At 48.0% G+C, this 21,245-nt stretch carries 4 protein-coding genes; all 4 read left to right on the top strand.

Features of this window, described 5'->3' with window-relative positions:
• Positions 1-292: 292 nt before the first annotated feature.
• The 4 genes from ACO6VG_RS25805 (at position 293) to ACO6VG_RS25790 (ending at position 21,219) form a co-directional block, all read left to right on the top strand.
• On the top strand, positions 293-4,666 hold the full coding sequence (locus tag ACO6VG_RS25805; RefSeq protein ID WP_422476241.1) for a hypothetical protein: 4,374 nt from the start codon (positions 293-295) through the stop codon (positions 4,664-4,666).
• Between the two features lie 380 nt (positions 4,667-5,046).
• Positions 5,047-10,068 (top strand): hypothetical protein, encoded by a 5,022-nt coding sequence (locus tag ACO6VG_RS25800; protein WP_422476239.1) that lies wholly within the window; start codon positions 5,047-5,049, stop codon positions 10,066-10,068.
• Between the two features lie 502 nt (positions 10,069-10,570).
• The gene (locus ACO6VG_RS25795; protein ID WP_422476237.1) at positions 10,571-15,319 is read left to right on the top strand and encodes a hypothetical protein; all 4,749 of its coding nucleotides are present in this window, start codon (positions 10,571-10,573) and stop codon (positions 15,317-15,319) included.
• Positions 15,320-15,822: 503 nt separating this feature from the next.
• Positions 15,823-21,219, top strand: coding sequence for a hypothetical protein (locus ACO6VG_RS25790; protein ID WP_422476235.1), 5,397 nt, complete (start codon positions 15,823-15,825; stop codon positions 21,217-21,219).
• Positions 21,220-21,245: the final 26 nt, after the last annotated feature.

Here is a 21,245-nt window from a genome sequence, read left to right as displayed (position 1 = left end):
AGCTGCCTGCTCGATGGTCCGATCACTGCTTGTGCTAGTGACGATGTTGTTTGGGGGTTCGTCGCATGCAATGGAATTAGTCGGCTCAAGTCCGCTACCAGCCTATTTCCTGTATTCCCATAAGTTAGCTGAACCTGAACAGCCCGATTTTCTCCGATGGCATCACAAAACTCTGGCTCCCATGTTTTTAGGCCCTGTAAGTCGCGGGCGTGGGTGCCCATATGTTATCTCAAGTGGTAGTATCTGGCTTTCAGGGGAGATATGCATTCCCACGCCGGAGCGTGGGAACGAGTTGACTTCCATCATTCCCGGCTTCATTCTCGTCATTCCCGCGAAGGCGGGAATCCACACTGACTCACCACCAGAACCTTACTGCCCGGTGCCCCAATGGCCTTGTCATCCCCGAGAAGGCAGATATTCACCGTTGGCGCTGGATTCCCGCCTTCGCGGGAATGACGACCTCAGAGCATCCGAACGAGCTGTTGGAGTTTTGCGACACCCTCCGGAGCGTGGGAACGAGTTGTTGGAGTTTTACGTGCCCCCTGAAGTTCTGGAGAACACTTCCAATGCGTTGATCGCCGGGGGCACCGCCGGTGGAGATGATGGCAATAAGCGACCTGACGGAAACAGCGGGAGTCCTGAACCAGAGCGCCAACCTGACCTTACCCTTATTCCTGATCCTGTCCAAACTTGTCTGCAGCAAAAAAAGCAACTGCTTATAATATTACAAATCAAACGACTATGGGCGATTATGACAGGCCAGACCACGCAGGCCCGGATTTTGTCAGACCGGATCATGGTGATTGAAGCCGATCTTCTTGATCTGGAAAGGTCAGACCCTGGTACGATCCAACCTGGGCTGGTTCAGACATGGATGGCAGAGAATAGTCAGGAACTCAGAGTTTACCGTGAGATGGTTTCTGGCAAATACTCTGGCCGACAGACAGGTAACGGGAAAAAGAATTCATCCTCCCGAACGACCAAAGCAGCAACGACCGCAACAACAGGTCAGACCGGCCAGACAAGGGGACCTGCTGCCCGTAAAAGGGGAACCGGTTCGACAGGCGTCAATGGTCGTGGAGACGATGACCCACTAAACCCCTCAGCCGAGCAGAATACCGGAAATTCGCTTGTCGCATGTTCGAAGTGTGACAAGGCACTGAATTCACAGGAATTAGAACGTGTAGCAAATCAGACAGCAGCTTCAGCGTTGTTGTGCAACAAGTGCCTGTCGGGCATTCAAGGTAACAAAAGGGTAAAACGAATCCGGGAAGAAGCAGAACCGGATTCATCAGAACCCGCTCCGAAAAAAAAGAAGGGCCCGGGTAGAAAGAGAAATAGTTCAACAGCTGTTGCTGAACCACCGGCCAAAAAAAAGAAACCGCCAGACACCCAGATCTCCGATGACCCACTGGAAAAAATAAAAGCAAATATCAAGTACGAATTAAGTCAGGAAGAGCTGGAAAAAGCGCAAACCCTGATAGAGGTATTCAAGGAAAAAAACATCACTGTAAAAAACACTTTTTATAAGCTGCTTGGTTTCTTAGAGAGAAATTCTTTTAATGGCTTTTTCGATAATGCCACCGCTTTTTTTCGGCACCTTTCTGAAAACTTCAAGAATACAGGCATGCTGACCGGCATGCTACATAATAGAAAAAAACATATTCGTACTTTTGCCGAAAGTAGCCAGAGTGAACTCGAATATTTAGCAAGTTTGGATCTCTTGACTTCCTTCTCGTCCATGAATAATAACAAAGGCGTGCCCACATACAAGGAAGTGAAAGCAATCCTGGACTGGCCAGAATGGAAAGATGAGAATGCCGAATTCAATATGGAGCTGTTCCGCGCCTTCTCGTCCATGAATCATGGTCAGGGCCTGCCCAGACATGAGAAAGTGAAAGAGGTGCTGGGCTGGCCGGAATGGCAGGACAAGGATGGCGAGTTCAGCATTGAACTGTTCCGCGCCTTCTCGTCCATGAATGCTGGCAGAGGCATGCTCAAGCATGAGCAAGTGGAAGAGGTGCTGGGCTGGCCGGAATGGCAGGACAAGGATGGCGAATTCAGTATGGAGCTGTTCCGTGCCTTCTCGTCTATGAATCATGGCAAAGGCATGCTCAAACATGAGCAAGTGAAAGAGGTGCTGGGTTGGCCTGAATGGAAAGACAAGAATGACAAGTTCAGTGTGGAGCTGTTCCGCGCCTTCTCGTCTATGAATCATGGCAAAGGCATGCTCAAACATGAACAAGTGGAAGAGGTGCTGGGCTGGCCGGAATGGCAGGACAAGGATGGCGAATTCAATATGGAGCTGTTCCGTGCCTTCTCGTCTATGAACAATAGCAAAGGCATGCTTAAACATGAGCAAGTGAAAGAGGGGCTGAACTGGCCGGAATGGAAAGACAGGTATGGCGAGTTCAGTATGGAGCTGTTCCGCTCCTTCTCATCCATGAATAGTGGCAAAGGCATACTCAAACAAAAGGAAGTGAAAGAGGTGCTGGGCTGGCCGGAATGGAAAGACGAGGATGGCGAGTTCAACATTGAGCTGTTCCGTGCCTTCTCGTCCATGAATAGCAGCAAGGGCATGATTAAACATGAGGAAGTGAAAGAGGTGCTGGGCTGGCCGGAATGGAAAGACAAGGATGGCGAGTTCAGTATGGAGCTGTTCCGCGCCTTCTCGTCTATGAATCACGGCAAAGGCGTGCTCAAACAAAAGGAAGTGGGAGAGGTGCTGGATTGGCCGGAATGGAAAGACAAGGATGGCGAGTTTAATACGAAGTTGTTTCGATCCTTCTCGTCCATGAACAGTAGGCAGGGAATGCTCAAACACAAGCAAGTGAAAGCGGTGCTGGGCTGGCCGGAGTGGAAAGACAAGGATGGTGAGTTCAACATGGAGTTGTTCCGTTCTTTTTCGTCTATGCACGCCACAAGAGGCATGCCCAAACAAAAGGAAGTGAAAGAGGTACTCGGCTGGCTGGAATGGAAACACAAGAATGGTGAGTTCAATATGAAGTTGTTCCGCAATTTCTCGTCCATGAATCATTGCCTGGGCTTACCCAAACATGAGGATGTGAAAAAAGTACTGGGCTGGATACGTTACTGTGAGGCATCCGATCATTGGCTACTGCACATTATGACCAGGCTCTGGACATCAGCAGGGCTACCTGCTATTAGGGTGCTGCAACATCAGGAAACAGAACTGAAACAGTTACTGCTTACAGAACTTACTGGAGGGCATAGCAACCCGGATGATGAAGGAGATGACGAATACAATAGCGATTCAGAGAATAAAGATGACAAATACAATCGCCAGATAAAAACACTCGCTCTTTATCTTTCCACCCCTAAGCCAGACTGGTCGCTAAAATGGACGGTTTTAAAACAGTTCTGCCAATTGCATAAAGAGACTGAAACGCTTCTGATGCTGGAATCATTGATAGGATTTTTATCTTCTTCTGGAGGGAAAAGCGTCAAAAGCTACCTTCAGGCTAATCAACTGGATCGGCATTTTTTATGGCGTCATTCAATGAAAGCCGTGCCTTTGCGCGTGTTAAATAGAGCAATGTTTCTGTTTTCTTCCGATGAAGACAGGGAGCGTTTTGTCTTTTTTGCCAAGCGGCTGAAGTCATTGCCGGATAAAGGACTATGGGAGCAGTACTCAGCCCGGTTGCAACCATTGTCGGCGGTGCTGAAACTCGAATATATGCAAGGGCTCTATCTGGAAATTCTGCAACCCTTAACAAAAGATGATCAGCTGCGTTTTCTGGATACCAGCCATGCCCGGGCTGTATTCAATCTGTTTCCCTCGTTGAGCGCCTTGCAAAAACTCAGCAAAGAGCATTCTACCCATTGGTTAAGCAAGCTGCTTGAAGCCTGCCTGCAACTAAAAAACCATGACATCACCAAAGAAGGCATCCAGATACTGTTCGAAGCGCTGCTCAAAACCCACAGTCTTCTACCCTGGGATAACGATATTCCCGATCACTTTTTGTCCGGGATGCGAACAACCGACAATAACCATGTTGAGATACCTGTCTCCGGACTTATCCCATCAGGAGAACAGTTGGCCCTGAGCTATATCGCTGTGTTGATGCAGAACCTCAATGAGATGTCTTTTACCGTCAAAGGGCAGTGGCTTGAGGTTGAAGTGTCGGGTGATGATGTTCAGACCTATCGCTACCCAATGCCACAGCTGAAAATACACAGTGAAAAAATGGCAATCAGCAACTGGTCAGAAGAACAGTTCAGGACTTTTTTGAAAATCACCGGGATATCTGAACACTATTATTTGACTGCAGATCAATGGCAGAAACTGGATAACGTTCAATCCAGGCAAGCCGAAGCATGTCAGCCAGAGAATGAATTGGAACCAAAAAAACAAGCGTTTGGCAGTTTATGGTTAAAGCTCAACCAGGCAAAAATTTTTGGCACCGAAATACTGCATTTACTGGAGGAGTACGAGAGCGAAATGGAGCTTATGCATACAGTGACCCTCCTTAAAAAAGCCAAAATCGATAGCGATATCCGCACACTGGAAGAATGGCGGCAACGGGCGTGCAGTAAAATAGAACAGTTAAAAAAGCAAGACCCTTTATTATCCGACATTGATCCTGATGTTTATGAGGGTTGTCAGGAACTGGAGCTGCTTGATGGGTGTGGGAGTATTTTCTAAAAAGACTTTTGTCGTCTGGTAAAGCTTCTAAAAACAAACTGTCTGCCAACTCCGTTGATGGCAGGCTCGCCAGTGAGCTGCTATAAAGTTTGCCGCAAACGTCGATCAACAGGCCTGAGCCGGACGACGCACAAACTTTTCCCAATGGCGAATGGATTCACAGATGCTGATTTTTTAAGCCCGGATCTATGAAACGCTCACAAAAAAACAAAGCGGCCTTATCGAGGGTTCGATCACTGCTTCTGCTGGTGTCGATAATATTTGCTGGGCTGCTGCATGCACTGGAATTAGTCGGCTCAAGTCCGCTACCAGCTCATTTCCTGTATTCCAATAAGTTGGCTGAACCTGAACAGCCCGATCCTCTTCGAGGGTGTCACGAGTTGACTCCCGTCATTCCCTCGAAGGCGGGAATCCACACTGACTCACCACCAGAACCGTACTGCCCGGTGCCCCCCTGGCCTTGTCATCCCCGAGAAGGCAGGGATCTACCGTTGGAGCTGGATTCCCGCCTACGCGGGAATGACGACCTCGGAGCGTGGGAACGAGTTGTTGGGCTTTTGCGACAGCCTCCGGAGTGTGGGAACGAGTTGTTGGAGTTTTACGAGCCCCCTGAAGTTCTGGAGAACACTTCTAATGGACTGATCGTCAGGGGCACCGACGGAGGGGGTGATGACGATAAGCCACCTGATGGAAACAGCGGGAGTCCTGACCCAGAACCCCAACCTGACCTTACCCTTGTTCCTGATCCTGTCCAAACTTGTCTGCAGCAAAAAAAGCAACTGCTTCTAATATTACGAATCAAACGACATTGGGCAATTATGACAGGCCAGACCACGCTGGCCCGAATTTTGTCAGACCGGATCATGGTGCTTGAAGCCGATCTTCTTGATCTGGAAAGGTCAGACCCTGACACGATTCAACCGGGGCTGGTTCAGACATGGCTGACAGAGAATGATCAGGAACTCAGAGTTTACCGTGAGATTATTTCTGGCAAATATTCTGGCCGACAGACGGGTAACGGGAAAAAGAACTTATCCTCCCGAACGACCAAAGCGTCAGCGAGTGCGACAACAGGTCAGACCGGCCAGACAAGGGGATCTGCTGCCCGCAACAGGGGAACCGGTTCGGCAGGCGTCAATGGTCGTGGAGGCGATGACCCACTGAAACCCTCAGCTGAGCAGAGTGCCGGACATTCAGTTGTCGCTTGTTCGAAGTGTGACAAGGCATTGAATCCACAGGAATTGGGACGTATAGCAAATCAGACAGCAGCTTCAGCGTTGTTGTGCGACAAGTGCCTGTCGGGCATTCAAGGTAACAAAAGGGTAAGACGAATCCGGGAAGAAGCAGAACCGGATTCATCAGAACCTGCTCCGAAAAAAAAGAAGGGCCCAGGTAGAAAGAGAAATAATTCACAAGCAGCTGCTACTGCACCACCGGCCAAAAAAAAGAAACCGGCAGACACTCAAATTCCCGATGATCCGTTAGAAAATATAAAAGCAAATATCAAGTACGAATTAAGTCAGGAAGAGCTGAAAAAAGTGCAAACCCTGATGGCGGTATTCAAGGAAAAAAACATCACTGTAAAAAACACTTTTTATAAGCTGCTTGGTTTCGTAGATAGAGATTATTTTAATGGCTTCTTCGATAATTCCGCCGCCTTTTTTGGGCACCTTTCTGAAAACTTCAAAAATACCGGCATGCTGACTGGCATGCTGGGTAATACAAGAAAACATATCCGTAGTTTCGCAGAACGTAGCTTGAGTGAACTCGAATATTTAGCAAGTTTGGAAGTATTGAATTCCTTCTCGTCTATGAATAATGGCAATGGCGTGCCCACACATGAACAAGTGAAAGCAATACTGGCCTGGCCAGAATGGAAAGACAGTGATGGCGAGTTTAATACGAAGTTGTTCCGATCCTTCTCGTCAATGAATATTGGCAAAGGCATGCCCAAACATGAACAAGTGAAAGAGGTGCTGGGTTGGCCGGAATGGAAGGACGAGGATGGCGAGTTCAATATGGAGCTTTTCCGCGCCTTCTCGTCTATGAATCATGGCAAAGGCATCCTTAAACATGAGGAAATTAGAGAGATGCTGAGTTGGCCGGAATGGAAAGACAATAATGGCGATTTCAGTATGGAGCTGTTCCGCGCCTTCTCATCTATGAATCATGGCAAAGGCATGCTCAAACAAGAGGAAGTGAAAAAGGTGCTGGGTTGGTCGGAATGGAAAGACAAGGATGGCGAGTTCAGTATGGAGCTGCTCCGCTCCTTCTCATCCATGAACAATAGTAAAGGCATGCTCAAAAAAAAGGAAGTGAAAGAGGTGTTGGGCTGGCCAGAATGGAAAGACAGGGATGGCGAGTTTAATACGAAGTTGTTCCGATCCTTCTCGTCAATGAACAATGGCAAAGGCATGCTCAAATATGAGCAAGTGAAAGAGGTGCTGAGCTGGCCGGAATGGAAAGACAAGGATGGCGAGTTCAATATGGAGCTGTTCCGCTCCTTCTCATCCATGAACAATGGTAAAGGTGTGCTCAAAAAAAAGGAAGTGAAAAAGGTGCTGGGCTGGCCGGAATGGAAGGAAAAGGATGGCGAGTTCAGTATGGAGCTGTTCCGCGCCTTCTCATCAATGAATAGTTGCAAAGGCATGCTCAAACAAGAGCAAGTGAAAGAGGTGCAGGGCTGGCCGGAATGGAAAGACAAGGATGGCGAGTTCAACATTGAGCTGTTCCGCTCCTTCTCATCCATGAATCATGGCAAAGGTATGCTCAAACATGAGCAAGCGAAAGAGGTGCTGGGCTGGCCGGAATGGAAAGGCAAGGATGGCGAGTTCAGTATGGAGCTGTTCCGCGCCTTCTCATCTATGAATCATTGCAAAGGCATCCTCAAACATGAGCAGGTGAAAGAGGTGCAGGGCTGGCCGGAATGGAAAGACAAGGATGGCGAGTTCAGTATGGAGCTGTTCCGCGCCTTCTCATCCATGAACAATGGTAAAGGTGTCCTCAAACATGAGCAAGTGAAAGAGGTGCTGGGCTGGCCGGAATGGAAAGACAAGGATGACGACTTCAGTATGGAGCTGTTCCGCGCCTTCTCGTCGATGAATAGCAGCAAGGGCATGATTAAACATGAGGAAGTGAAAGAGGTGCTGGGCTGGCCGGAATGGAAAGACAAGGATGGCGAGTTCAGTATGGAGCTGTTCCGCGCCTTCTCGTCTATGAATCATGGCAAAGGCATCCTTAAACATGAGGAAGTGAAAGAGGTGCTGGGCTGGCCGGAGTGGAAAGACAAGGATGGCGAGTTCAACATTGAGCTCTTCCGCTCCTTCTCATCCATGAACGGTGGTAAAGGCATGATCAAACATGAGGAAGTGAAAGAGGTGCTGGGCTGGCTGGAATGGAAAGGCAAGGATGGAGAGTTCAGCACGGAGCTGTTCCGCGCCTTTTCGTCTATGAATCATGGTAAAGGTATGCTCAAGCGTGAGCAAGTGAAAGAGGTACTGAGCTGGCCGGAATGGAAAGACAAGTATGGTGAGTTCAGTATGGAAATGTTCCGCGCCTTTTCATCCATGAATCATGGCAAAGGCATCCTCAAACATGAGGAAGTTAGGGAGGTGCTGGGTTGGCCGGAATGGAAAGACAAGGATGGCGAGTTCAGTATGGAGCTGTTCCGCTCCTTCTCATCCATGAGCAATGGTAAAGGCGTGCTCAAAAAAAAGGAAGTGAAAGAAGTGTTGGGCTGGCCGGAATGGAAATACAAGGGTGACGAGCTCAATATAAAGCTCTTCCGCGTTTTCTCGTCCATGAATAACGGCCAAGGCTTGCCCAAACATGAGCCTGTGAAAAAAGTGCTGGACTGGATAGATTGCCGTGGGGCGCCCAATCACAGGCTACTGCAAATCATGTCCAGGCTCTGGGTATCAGAAGGGCTACCTGTTATCAAGATGCTGCAACACTGGGAAACACAACTGAAACAGTTACTGCTTACAGAACTTACCGGAGAACACAGCAACCCGGATAATGAAGGAGATGATAAATACAATCGCCAGATAAAAACAGTCGCTCTTTATCTTTCCACCCCTAAGCCAGACTGGTCGCTAAAATGGACGGTTTTAAAACAGTTCTGCCAATTGCATAAAGAGGCTAAAACGCTTCTGATGCTCGAATCATTGATAGGGCTTTTATCTTCTTCTGGAGGAAAAAGTGTCAAACGTTACCTTCAGGCTAATCAACTGGATCGGCATTTTTTGTGGCGTCATTCAATGAAAGCCGTGCCTTTGCGCGTGTTAAACAGAGCAATCTTTCTGTGTTCTTGCGATGAAGACAGGGAGCGTTTTGTCTTTTTTGTCAAGCGGCTGAAGTCATTGCCGGATAAAAGACTATGGGAGCAGTACTCAGCCCTGTTGCAATCATTGTCGGCGGTGCTGAAACTCGACTCTATGCAAAGCTTCTATCTGGAAATCCTGCAACCCTTAACAAAGGATCATCAGTTGCGTTTTCTGGATGCCAGCCATGCCCGGGCTGTATTCGATCTGTTTCCCTCGTTGAGCGCCCTGCAAAAACTCAGCAAAGAACATTCTTCCCATTGGTTAAAAAAGCTGCTTGAAACCTGCCTGCAACTAAAAACCCATGACATCACCAAAGAAGGCATCCAGATACTGTTCGAAGCGCTGCTCAAAACCCATAGTCTTCTACCCTGGGATCACGATATCCCCGATCACTTTTTGTCCGGGATGCAGACGACCGACAACAACTATGTTGAGATACCTGTCTCCGGACTCCCATCAGGAGAACAGTTGGCCCTGAGCTATATCGCTGTGCTCATGAAGAAACTCAATGAAATGTCTTTCACCGTCAAAGGGCAGTGGTTTGAGGTTGAGGTGCCGGGTGATGGAGTTCAAAACTACCGCTTTCCAATGCCGCAGCTGGAAATACAGGATGAAAAAATGGCCATCAGCAACTGGTCAGAGGAACAGTTCAAGACTGTTTTGAAAATCACCGGGATATCTGAACACTATTATTTGACTGCAGATCAATGGCAGAAACTGGATAACGTTCAATCCAGGCAAGCTGAAGCATGTCAGCCAGAAAATGAATTGGAACCACAAAAACAGGCGTTTGGCAGTTTATGGTTAAAGCTCAACCAGACAGAAATTTTTGGCACCGAAATACTGAATTTACTGGAGGAGTATGAGAGCGAAATGGAGCTTATGCATACAGTGACCCTCCTTAAAAAAGCCAAAATCGATACCGCTACCCACATACTGGAAGCATGGCGGCAACGGGCGTGCAACAAAATAGAACAGTTAAAAAAGCAAGACCCTTTATTATCCGATGTTGCTCCTGATGTTTATCAGGGTTGTCTGGAACTGGAGTTGCTTGATGGGTGTGGGAGTATTTTTTAAAAAGACTTATGTCGTCTGATAAAGCTTCTGAAAACAAACTGTCTGCCAAATCCGTTTATGGCAAGCTCGCCAGTGCGGTGCTATAAAATCTAGCGCAAACGTCAATCATCATGCCTAGTTGGATGACGTACGAATTTTTTCCACTAGCGAATGGATTCACAGAAGCTGATTTTATTAGCCTGGATCTATGAGACGCTCACAACAAAAAAAAGCTGCCTGCTCGATGGTCCGATCACTGCTTGTGCTAGTGACGATGTTGTTTGGGGGTTCGTCGCATGCAATGGAATTAGTCGGCTCAAGCCCGCTACCAGTTCATTTCCTGTATTCCAATAAGTTGGCTGAACCTGAACAGCCCGATTTTCTTCGATGGCATCACAAAACTCTGGCTCCCATGTTTTTAGGCCCTGTAAGTCGCGGGCGTGGGTGCCCATATGTTATCTCAAGTGGTAGTATCTGGCTTTCAGGGGAGATATGCATTCCCACGCCGGAGCGTGGGAACGAGTTGACTTCCATCATTCCCGGCTTCATTCTCGTCATTCCCGGCTTCATTCTCGTCATTCCCGCGAAGGCGGGAATCCACACTGACTCACCACCAGAACCTTACTGCCCGGTGCCCCAATGGCCTTGTCATCCCCGAGAAGGCAGATATTCACCGTTGGCGCTGGATTCCCGCCTTCGCGGGAATGACGACCTCAGAGCATCCGAACGAGCTGTTGGAGTTTTGCGACACCCTCCGGAGCGTGGGAACGAGTTGTTGGAGTTTTACGTGCCCCCTGAAGTTCTGGAGAACACTTCCAATGCGTTGATCGCCGGGGGCAACGCCGGTGGAGATGATGGCAATAAGCGACCTGACGGAAACAGCGGGAGTCCTGAACCAGAGCGCCAACCTGTCCTTACCCTTATTCCTGATCCTGTCCAAACTTGTCTGCAGCAAAAAAAGCAACTACTTGTAATATTACAAATCAAACGACTATGGGCGATTATGGCAGGCCAGACCACCCTGTCCCGGATTTTGTCAGACCGGATCATGGTGATTGAAGCCGATCTTCCTGATCTGGAAAGGCCAGGCTCTGGCATGATTGAACCGGGGCTGATTCAGACATGGGTGGCAGAGAATGATCAGGAACTCAGAGTTTACCGTGAGATGGTTTCTGGCAAATATTCTGGCCGACAGACGGGTAACGGGAAAAAGAATTCATCCTCCCGAACGACCAAAGCAGCAACGACCGCAACAACAGGTCAGACCGGCCAGACAAGCGGATCTGCTGCCCGTAACAGGGGAACCGGTTCGACAAGCGCCAATGGTCGTGGAGGCGATGACCCACAGAAACCCTCAGCTGAGCAGAATACCGGAAATTCGCTTGTCGCATGTTCGAAGTGTGACAAGGCACTGAATTCACAGGAATTAGAACGTGTAGCAAATCAGACAGCAGCTTCAGCGTTGTTGTGCAACAAGTGCCTGTCGGGCATTCAAGGTAACAAAAGGGTAAAACGAATCCGGGAAGAAGCAGAACCGGATTCATCAGAACCCGCTCCGAAAAAAAAGAAGGGCCCGGGTAGAAAGAGAAATAGTTCAACAGCTGTTGCTGAACCACCGGCCAAAAAAAAGAAACCGCCAGACACCCAGATCTCCGATGACCCACTGGAAAAAATAAAAGCAAATATCAAGTACGAATTAAGTCAGGAAGGGCTGGAAAAAGCGCAAACCCTGATAGAGGTATTCAAGGAAAAAAACATCACTGTAAAAAACACTTTTTATAAGCTGCTTGGTTTCGTAGATAGAGATTCTTTTAATGGCTTCTTCGATAATGCCATCGCTTTTTTTGGGCATCTTTCTGAAAACGTCAAAAATACAGGCATGCTGACCGGCATGCTGGGTAATAGCAAAAAACATATCCGTAGTTTTGCCGAAAGTAGCCAGAGTGAACTCGAATATTTAGCAAGTTTGGATCTCTTGACTTCCTTCTCGTCCATGAATAATAACAAAGGCGTGCCCACACACAAGGAAGTGAAAGCAATCCTGGGTTGGCCAGAATGGAAAGATGAGAATGCCGAATTCAATACGGAGCTGTTCCGCGCCTTCTCGTCCATTAATCATGGTCAGGGCCTGCCCAGACATGAGAAAGTCAAAGAGGTGCTGAGCTGGCCCGAATGGAAAAACAGGGATGGTGAGCGCAATATGGAGCTGTTCCGCTCGTTCTCATCCATGAATAGCAGCAAGGGCATGATTAGACATGAGGAAGTGAAAGAGGTGCTGAGCTGGCCGGAATGGAAAGACAAGGATGGCGAGTTCAATATAGAGCAGTTCCGCGCCTTCTCATCCATGAACAGTGGTAAAGGCATGCTCAAACAAGAGGAAGTGAAAGAGGTGCTGGGCTGGCCGGAATGGAAAGACAAGTATGGCGAGTTCAGTATGGAACTGTTCCGTACCTTCTCATCTATGAATCATTGCAAAGGCATCCTTAAACATGAGCAAGTGAAAGAGGTGCTGGGTTGGCCGGAATGGAAAGACAAGGATGGCGAATTCAGTATGGAGCTGCTCCGCGCCTTCTCATCCATGAATCATGGCAAAGGCATGCTCAAACAAAAGGAAGTGAAAGATATGTTGGGTTGGCCTGAATGGAAAGACAAGAATGGTGAGTTCAGTATGGAGCTGCTCCGCGCCTTCTCATCGATGAACAGTGGAAAAGGCATGCTCAAACATGAGGAAGTGAGAGAGGTTCTGGCCTGGTCGGAATGGAAGGACAAGCATGGCGAGTTCAACATTGAGCTGTTCCGCTCCTTCTCATCCATGCACAGTGGTAAAGGCATACTCAAACAAGAGGAAGTGAAAGAGGTGCTGGGCTGGCAGGAATGGAAAGACAAGGATGGCGAGTTCAGTATGGAGCTGTTCCGCTCCTTCTCGTCTATGAACAATGGTAAAGGCGTCCTCAAACATGAGGAAGTGAAAGAGGTGCTGGGCTGGCCGGAATGGAAAGACAAGGATGGCGAGTTCAGTATGGAGCTGTTCCGCTCCTTCACATCCATGAACAATGGTAAAGGCATCCTTAAACATGAGCAAGTGAAAGAGGTGCTGGGCTGGCCGGAATGGAAAGACAAGGATGGCGAATTCAGTATGGAGCTGCTCCGCGCCTTCTCATCCATGAATAGTGGCAAAGGCATGCTCAAACAAAAGGAAGTGAAAGAGGTGCTGGGCTGGCTGGAATGGAAAGACAAGGATGGCAAGTTCAACATTGAGCTGTTCCGCGCCTTCTCGTCCATGAATAGCCGCAAGGGCATGATTAAACATGAGGAAGTGAAAGAGGTGCTGGGCTGGCCGGAATGGAACGACAAGGATGGCGATTTCAGTATGGAGCTGTTCCGCTCTTTCTCATCTATGAGTAGTAGCAAAGGCATGCTTAAACATGAGGAAGTGAGAGAGGTGCTGGGCTGGCCGGAATGGAAGGACAAGTATGGTGAGTTCAATATGGAGCTATTCCGCTCCTTCTCATCCATAAACAATGGTAAAGGCATGCTCAAACAAAAGAAAGTGAAAGAGGTGCTAGGCTGGCCGGAATGGAAACACAGGGATGACCAGTTCAATCTGAAGTTGTTCCGTGCTTTTTCGTCCATGAATAATGGCCAGGGCTTGCCCAAACATGAGCCTGTGAAAAAAGTGCTGGGCTGGATAGGTTACCGGCGGGCACCCAATCATAGTCTGCTGCAAATTATGACCAGGCTGTGGGCATCAACAGGACTACCTGTTACTGAGGTGCTGCAACACCGGGAAACACAACTGAAACAGTGGCTGTTTACAGAATTTACCGGAGAACATAACAACTCGAATAATAAAAGAGATGACCAATACGATAGCGATTCAGAGAATGAAGAGGATGACAAATGCAATCGCCAGATAAAAACAGTCGCTCTTTATCTTTACACCCCTAAGCCAGACTGGTCACTGACATGGACGGTTTTAAAACAGTTCTGCCAATTGCATAAAGAGACTAAAACGGCTCTGATGCTGGAATCATTGATAGGGCTTTTATCTTCTTCCGGAGGGAAAAGTGTCAAACGTTACCTTCAGGCTAATCAACTGGATCGGCATTTTTTGTGGCGTCATTCAATGAAAGCCGTGCCTTTGCGCGTGTTAAACAGAGCAATGTTCCTGTGTTCTTCCGATGAAGACAGGGAGCGTTTTGTCTTTTTTGCCAAGCGGCTGAAGTCATTGCCGGATAAAAGACTATGGGAGCAGTACTCGGCCCGGTTGCAACCCTTGTCAGGAGTGCTGAAATTCGAATATATGCAAGGGCTCTATCTGGAAATCCTGCAACCCTTAACAAAAGATGATCAGCTGCGTTTTCTGGATGCCAGCCATGCCCGGGCTGTATTCGACCTGTTTCCCTCGTTGAGTGCTCTGCAAAAACTCAGCAAAGAGTATTCTTCCCACTGGTTAAAGAAGCTGCTTGAAGCCTGCCTGCAACTAAAAACCCATGACATCACCAAAGAAGGCATCCAGATACTGTTTGAAGCGCTGCTCAAAACCCATAGTCTTCTACCCTGGGATAACGATATTCCCGATCACTTTCTGTCCGGGATGCGAACAAACGACAATAACCATGTTGAGATATCTGTCTCCGGTCTTATCCAAACAGGAGAACAGTTGGCCCTGAGCTATATTGTTGTATTGATGCAGAACCTCAATGAGATGTCTTTTTCCGTCAAAGGGCAATGGCTTGAGGTTGAAGTATCAAGTGGCAGAGTTCAAAACTACCGCTTTCCAATGCCACTTCTGGAAATACAGAATGAAAAAATGGCCATCAGCAACTGGTCAGAAGAGCAGTTCAGGACTGTTTTGAAAATCACCGGGATATCTGAACACTATTATTTGACTGCAGATCAATGGCAGAAACAGGATAACGTTCAATTCAGGCAAGCTGAAGCATGTCAGGTAGAGAATGAATTGGAACCACAAAAACAGGCGTTTGGCAGTTTATGGTTAAAGCTCAACCAGACAGAAGTTTTTGGCAGCGAAATACTGAATTTACTGGAGGAGTACGAGAGCGAAATGGAGCTTATGCATACAGTGACCCTCCTTAAAAAAGCCAAAATCGATACCGCTACCCACATACTGGAAGCATGGCGGCAACGGGCGTGCAACAAAATAGAACAGTTAAAAAAGCAAGACCCTTTATTATCCGATGTTGCTCCTGATGTTTATCAGGGTTGTCTGGAACTGGAGTTGCTTTATGAATGTGGGAGTTTTTTTTAAAAAGACTTTCGTCGTTTGATAAGGCTTCTAAAAACAAACTGTCTGCCAACTCCGTTCATGGCAAGCTTGCCAGTGCGGTGCTATAAAATCTAGCGCAAACGTGAATCATCAGGCCTAAGCCGGATGACGTACGAATTTTTTCCACTAGCGAATGGATTCACACAAGCTGATTTTATTAGCCGGGATCTATGAGACGCTCACAACAAAAAAAAGCTGCCTGCTCGATGGTCCGATCACTGCTTGTGCTAGTGACGATGTTGTTTGGGGGGTCGTCGCATGCAATGGAATTAGTCGGCTCAAGCCCGCTACCAGTTCATTTCCTGTATTCCAATAAGTTGGCTGAACCTGAACAGCCCGATTTTCTTCGATGGCATCACAAAACTCTGGCTCCCATGTTTTTAGGCCCTGTAAGTCGCGGGCGTGGGTGCCCATATGTTATCTCAAGTGGTAGTATCTGGCTTTCAGAGGAGATATGCATTCCCACGCCGGAGCGTGGGAACGAGTTGACTTCCATCATTCCCGGCTTCATTCTCGTCATTCCCGCGAAGGCGGGAATCCACACTGACTCACCACCAGAACCTTACTGCCCGGTGCCCCAATGGCCTTGTCATCCCCGAGAAGGCAGATATTCACCGTTGGCGCTGGATTCCCGCCTACGCGGGAATGACGACCTCGGAGCGTGGGAACGAGTTGTTGGGCTTTTGCGACAGCCTCCGGAGTGTGGGAACGAGTTGTTGGAGTTTTACGAGCCCCCTGAAGTTCTGGAGAACACTTCTAATGGACTGATCGTCAGGGGCACCGACGGAGGAGGTGATGACGATAAGCCACCTGACGGAAACAGTGGGAGTCGTGACCCAGAGCATCAACCTGTCCTTACCCTTATTCCTGATCCTGTCCAAACTTGTCTGCAGCAAAAAAAGCAACTGCTTATAATATTACAAATCAAACGACTATGGACGATTATATCAGGCCAGACCACGCAGGCCCGGATTTTGTCAGACCGGATCATGGTGATTGAAGCCGATCTTCTTGATCTGGAAAGGTCAGACCCTGGCATGATTGAACCGGGGCTGATTCAGACATGGGTGGCAGAGAATGATCAGGAACTCAGAGTTTACCGTGAGATGGTTTCTGGCAAATATTCTGGCCGACAGACGGGTAACGGGAAAAAGAATTCATCCTCCCGAACGACCAAAGCATCAACGACCGCGACAACAGGTCAGACCGGCCAGACAAGCGGATCTGCTGCCCGTAACAGGGGAACCGGTTCGACAAGCGCCAATGGTCGTGGAGGCGATGACCCACAGAAACCCTCAGCTGAGCAGAATACCGGAAATTCGCTTGTCGCATGTTCGAAGTGTGACAAGGCACTGAATTCACAGGAATTAGAACGTGTAGCAAATCAGACAGCAGCTTCAGCGTTGTTGTGCAACAAGTGCCTGTCGGGCATTCAAGGTAACAAAAGGGTAAGACGAATCCGGCAAGAAGCAGAACCGGATTCACCAGAACCTGCTCCGAAAAAAAAGAAGGAGCCAGGTAGAAAGAGAAATAATTCAAAAGCAGCTGCTACTGCACCACCGGCCAAAAAAAAGAAACCGCCAGACACTCAAATTCCCGATGATCCGTTAGAAAAAATAAAAGTAAATATCAAGCACGAATTAAGTCAGGAAGAGCTGAAAAAAGTGCAAACCCTGATGGCGATATTTAAGGAAAAAAACATCACTGCCAAGGACACTTTTTATAAGCTGCTTGGTTTCGTAGATAGAGATTCTTTTAATGGCTTCTTCGATAATGCCATCGCTTTTTTTGGGCATCTTTCTGAAAACGTCAAAAATACAGGCATGCTGACCAGCATGCTGGGTAATAGCAAAAAACATATCCGCAGTTTTGCAGAGCGTAGCCAGGATGAACTCGAATATTTAGTGAGTTTAGATGTAGTGACTTCTTTCTCGTCCATGAATAATGGCAAAGGCGTGCCCACAAATAAGGAAGTGAAAGCAATACTGGGCTGGCCAGAATGGAAAGACAGGGATGGCGAGTTTAATACGAAGTTGTTCCGATCCTTCTCGTCAATGAACAGTGGCAAAGGCTTACTCAAACATGAACAAGTGAAAGATGTGCTGGGCTGGCCGGAGTGGAAAGACAAGGATGGCGAGTTCAGTATGGAGCTGTTCCGCTCCTTCTCGTCTATGAATAGCAGCAAGGGCATGATTAAACATGAGGAAGTCAAAGAGGTGCTGGGCTGGCTGGAATGGAAAGACAAGCATCGCGAGTTCAATATGGAGCTGTTCCGCTCCTTCTCATCCGTGAACAATGGTAAAGGCGTGCCCACACATGAGCAAGTGAAAGAGGTGCTGGGCTGGCCGGAATGGAAAGACAAGGATGGCGAGTTCAACATTGAGCTGTTCCGCGCCTTCTCGTCCATGAATAGCAGCAAGGGCATGATTAAACATGAGGAAGTGAAAGAGGTGCTGGGCTGGCTGGAATGGAAAGACAAGAATGGCGAGTTCAATATGGAGCTGTTCCGCTCCTTCTCATCCATGAACAATGGTAAAGGCGTGTTCAAAAAAAAGGAAGTGAAAGAGGTGCTGGGCTGGCTGGAATGGAAAGACAAGAATGGCGAGTTCAGTATGGAGCTGTTCCGCGCCTTCTCATCCATGAATAGCAGCAAGGGCATGATTAAACATGAGGAAGTGAAAGAGGTGCTGGGCTGGCTGGAATGGAAAGACAAGAATGGCGAGTTCAGTATGGAGCTGTTCCGCGCCTTCTCATCTATGAATCATAGCAAAGGCATGCTCAAACAAAAGGAAGTGAAAGAGGTGCTGGGCTGGCCGGAATGGAAAGACAAGGATGGCGAGTTCAGTATGGAGCTGTTCCGCGCTCTCCCATCTATGAATCATGGCAAAGGCATCGTCAAACATGAGCAAGTGAAAGAGGTGCTGGGTTGGCCGGAATGGAAAGACAGGGATGGCGAGTTTAATACGAAGTTGTTCCGATCCTTCTCGTCAATGAATAGTGGCAAAGGCATGCTCAAACATGAGGAAGTGAAAGAGGTGCTGGCTTGGTCGGAATGGAAAGACAAGGATGGCGAGTTCAGTATGGAGCTGTTCCGCGCCTTCTCATCTATGAATCATTGCAAAGGCATCCTCAAACAAGAGGAAGTGAAAGAGGTGCTCGGCTGGCCGGAATGGAAAGACAAGGATGGCGAGTTCAACATTGAGCTGTTCCGCGCCTTCTCATCCATGAATAGCAGCAGGGGCATGATTAAACATGAGGAAGTGAAAGAGCTGCTGGGCTGGCCGGAATGGAAAGACAAGGATGGCGAGTTCAGTATGGAGCTGTTCCGCGCCTTCTCATCTATGAACGGTGGCAAAGGCATGCTCAAACAAGAGGAAGTGAAAGAGGTGCTGAACTGGCCGGAATGGAAAGACAGGGATAGCGAGTTTAATACGAAGTTGTTCCGGTCCTTCTCGTCAATGAGCAATGGCAAAGGCATGCTCAAACATGAGCAAGTAAAAGAGGTGCTGGGCTGGCCGGAATGGAAGGACAAGGATGGCGAGTTCAATATGGAGCTGTTCCGCGCCTTCTCATCTATGAATCATGGCAAAGGCATCCTCAAACAACAGGAAGTGAAAGAGGTGCTGGGCTGGCCGGAATGGAAGGACAAGGATGGCGAGTTCAGTATGGAGCTGTTCCGCGCCTTCTCATCTATGAATCATGGCAAAGACATCCTCAAACAACAGGAAGTGAAAGAGGTGCTGGGCTGGCCGGAATGGAAAGACAAGGATGGCGAGTTCAACATTGTGCTGTTCCGCGCCTTCTCGTCCATGAATAGCAGCAAGGGATTGATTAAACACGAGGAAGTGAAAGAGGTGCTGGGCTGGCTGGAATGGAAAGACAAGGATGGCGAGTTCAGTATGGAGCTGTTCCGCTCTTTCTCATCCGTGAATAGTAGCAAAGGCATGCTCAAACATGAGGAAGTGAAAGAGGTAATGGGCTGGCCGGAATGGAAAGACAGGGGTGGCGAGTTCAATATGGAGCTGTTCCGCTCCTTCTCGTCTATGAATAGTGGCAAAGGCATGCTCAAACGAGAGGAAGTGAAAGAGGTAATGGGCTGGCCGGAATGGAAAGACAAGGATGGCGAGTTCAATATGGAGCTGTTCCGCGCCTTTTCATCCATGAATAATGGCAGAGGTATGCTCAAACATGAGAAAGTCAAAGAGGTGCTCGGCTGGTCTGAATTGAAACACAAGGGTGGCGAGCTCAATATGAAGCGGTTCCGCATTTTCTCGTCCATGAATCACGGCCGAGGCTTGCCCAAACATGAGCCTGTGAAAAAAGTGCTGGACTGGATAGGTTGCCGGGGGGCGCCCAATCACAGGCTACTGCAAATCATGCCCAGGCTCTGGGCATCAGCAGGGCTACCTGCTATCAAGATGCTGCAACACCGGGAAACACAACTGAAACAGTTACTGCTTACAGAACTTACAGGAGAATGCAGCAATCCGGATAATGAAGGAGATGATAAATACAATCGCCAGATAAAAACAGTCGCTCTTTATCTTTCCACCCCTAAGCCAGACTGGTCGCTAAAATGGACGGTTTTAAAACAGTTCTGCCAATTGCATAAAGAGACTAAAACGGCTCTGATGCTGGAATCATTGATAGGGCTTTTATCTTCTTCCGGAGGGAAAAGTGTCAAACGTTACCTTCAGGCTAATCAACTGGATCGGCATTTTTTGTGGCGTCATTCAATGAAAGCCGTGCCTTTGCGCGTGTTAAACAGAGCAATGTTCCTGTGTTCTTCCGATGAAGACAGGGAGCGTTTTGTCTTTTTTGTCAAGCGGCTGAAGTCATTGCCGGATAAAAGACTATGGGAGCAGTACTCGGCCCGGTTGCAACCCTTGTCAGGAGTGCTGAAATTCGAATATATGCAAGGGCTCTATCTGGAAATCCTGCAACCCTTAACAAAAGATGATCAGCTGCGTTTTCTGGATGCCAGCCATGCCCGGGCTGTATTCGACCTGTTTCCCTCGTTGAGTGCTCTGCAAAAACTCAGCAAAGAGCATTCTTCCCACTGGTTAAAGAAGCTGCTTGAAGCCTGCCTGCAACTAAAAACCCATGACATCACCAAAGAAGGCATCCAGATACTGTTTGAAGCGCTGCTCAAAACCCATAGTCTTCTACCCTGGGATAACGATATTCCCGATCACTTTCTGTCCGGGATGCGAACAAACGACAATAACCATGTTGAGATATCTGTCTCCGGTCTTATCCAAACAGGAGAACAGTTGGCCCTGAGCTATATTGTTGTATTGATGCAGAACCTCAATGAGATGTCTTTTTCCGTCAAAGGGCAATGGCTTGAGGTTGAAGTATCAAGTGGCAGAGTTCAAAACTACCGCTTTCCAATGCCACTTCTGGAAATACAGAATGAAAAAATGGCCATCAGCAACTGGTCAGAAGAGCAGTTCAGGACTGTTTTGAAAATCACCGGGATATCTGAACACTATTATTTGACTGCAGATCAATGGCAGAAACAGGATAACGTTCAATTCAGGCAAGCTGAAGCATGTCAGGTAGAGAATGAATTGGAACCACAAAAACAGGCGTTTGGCAGTTTATGGTTAAAGCTCAACCAGACAGAAGTTTTTGGCAGCGAAATACTGAATTTACTGGAGGAGTACGAGAGCGAAATGGAGCTTATGCATACAGTGACCCTCCTTAAAAAAGCCAAAATCGATACCGCTACCCACATACTGGAAGCATGGCGGCAACGGGCGTGCAACAAAATAGAACAGTTAAAAAAGCAAGACCCTTTATTATCCGATGTTGCTCCTGATGTTTATCAGGGTTGTCTGGAACTGGAGTTGCTTGATGGGTGTGGGAGTATTTTTTAAAAAGACTTGTGTCGCCTGATAAAGCT

It is taken from the genome of Endozoicomonas sp. ALB032, from assembly GCF_049310125.1.
In the GTDB taxonomy this organism is placed as follows: domain Bacteria; phylum Pseudomonadota; class Gammaproteobacteria; order Pseudomonadales; family Endozoicomonadaceae; genus Endozoicomonas_A.
The sequence above is the reverse complement of the archived record's forward strand: the minus strand, read 5'-3'. Positions and strand labels throughout refer to the sequence as shown.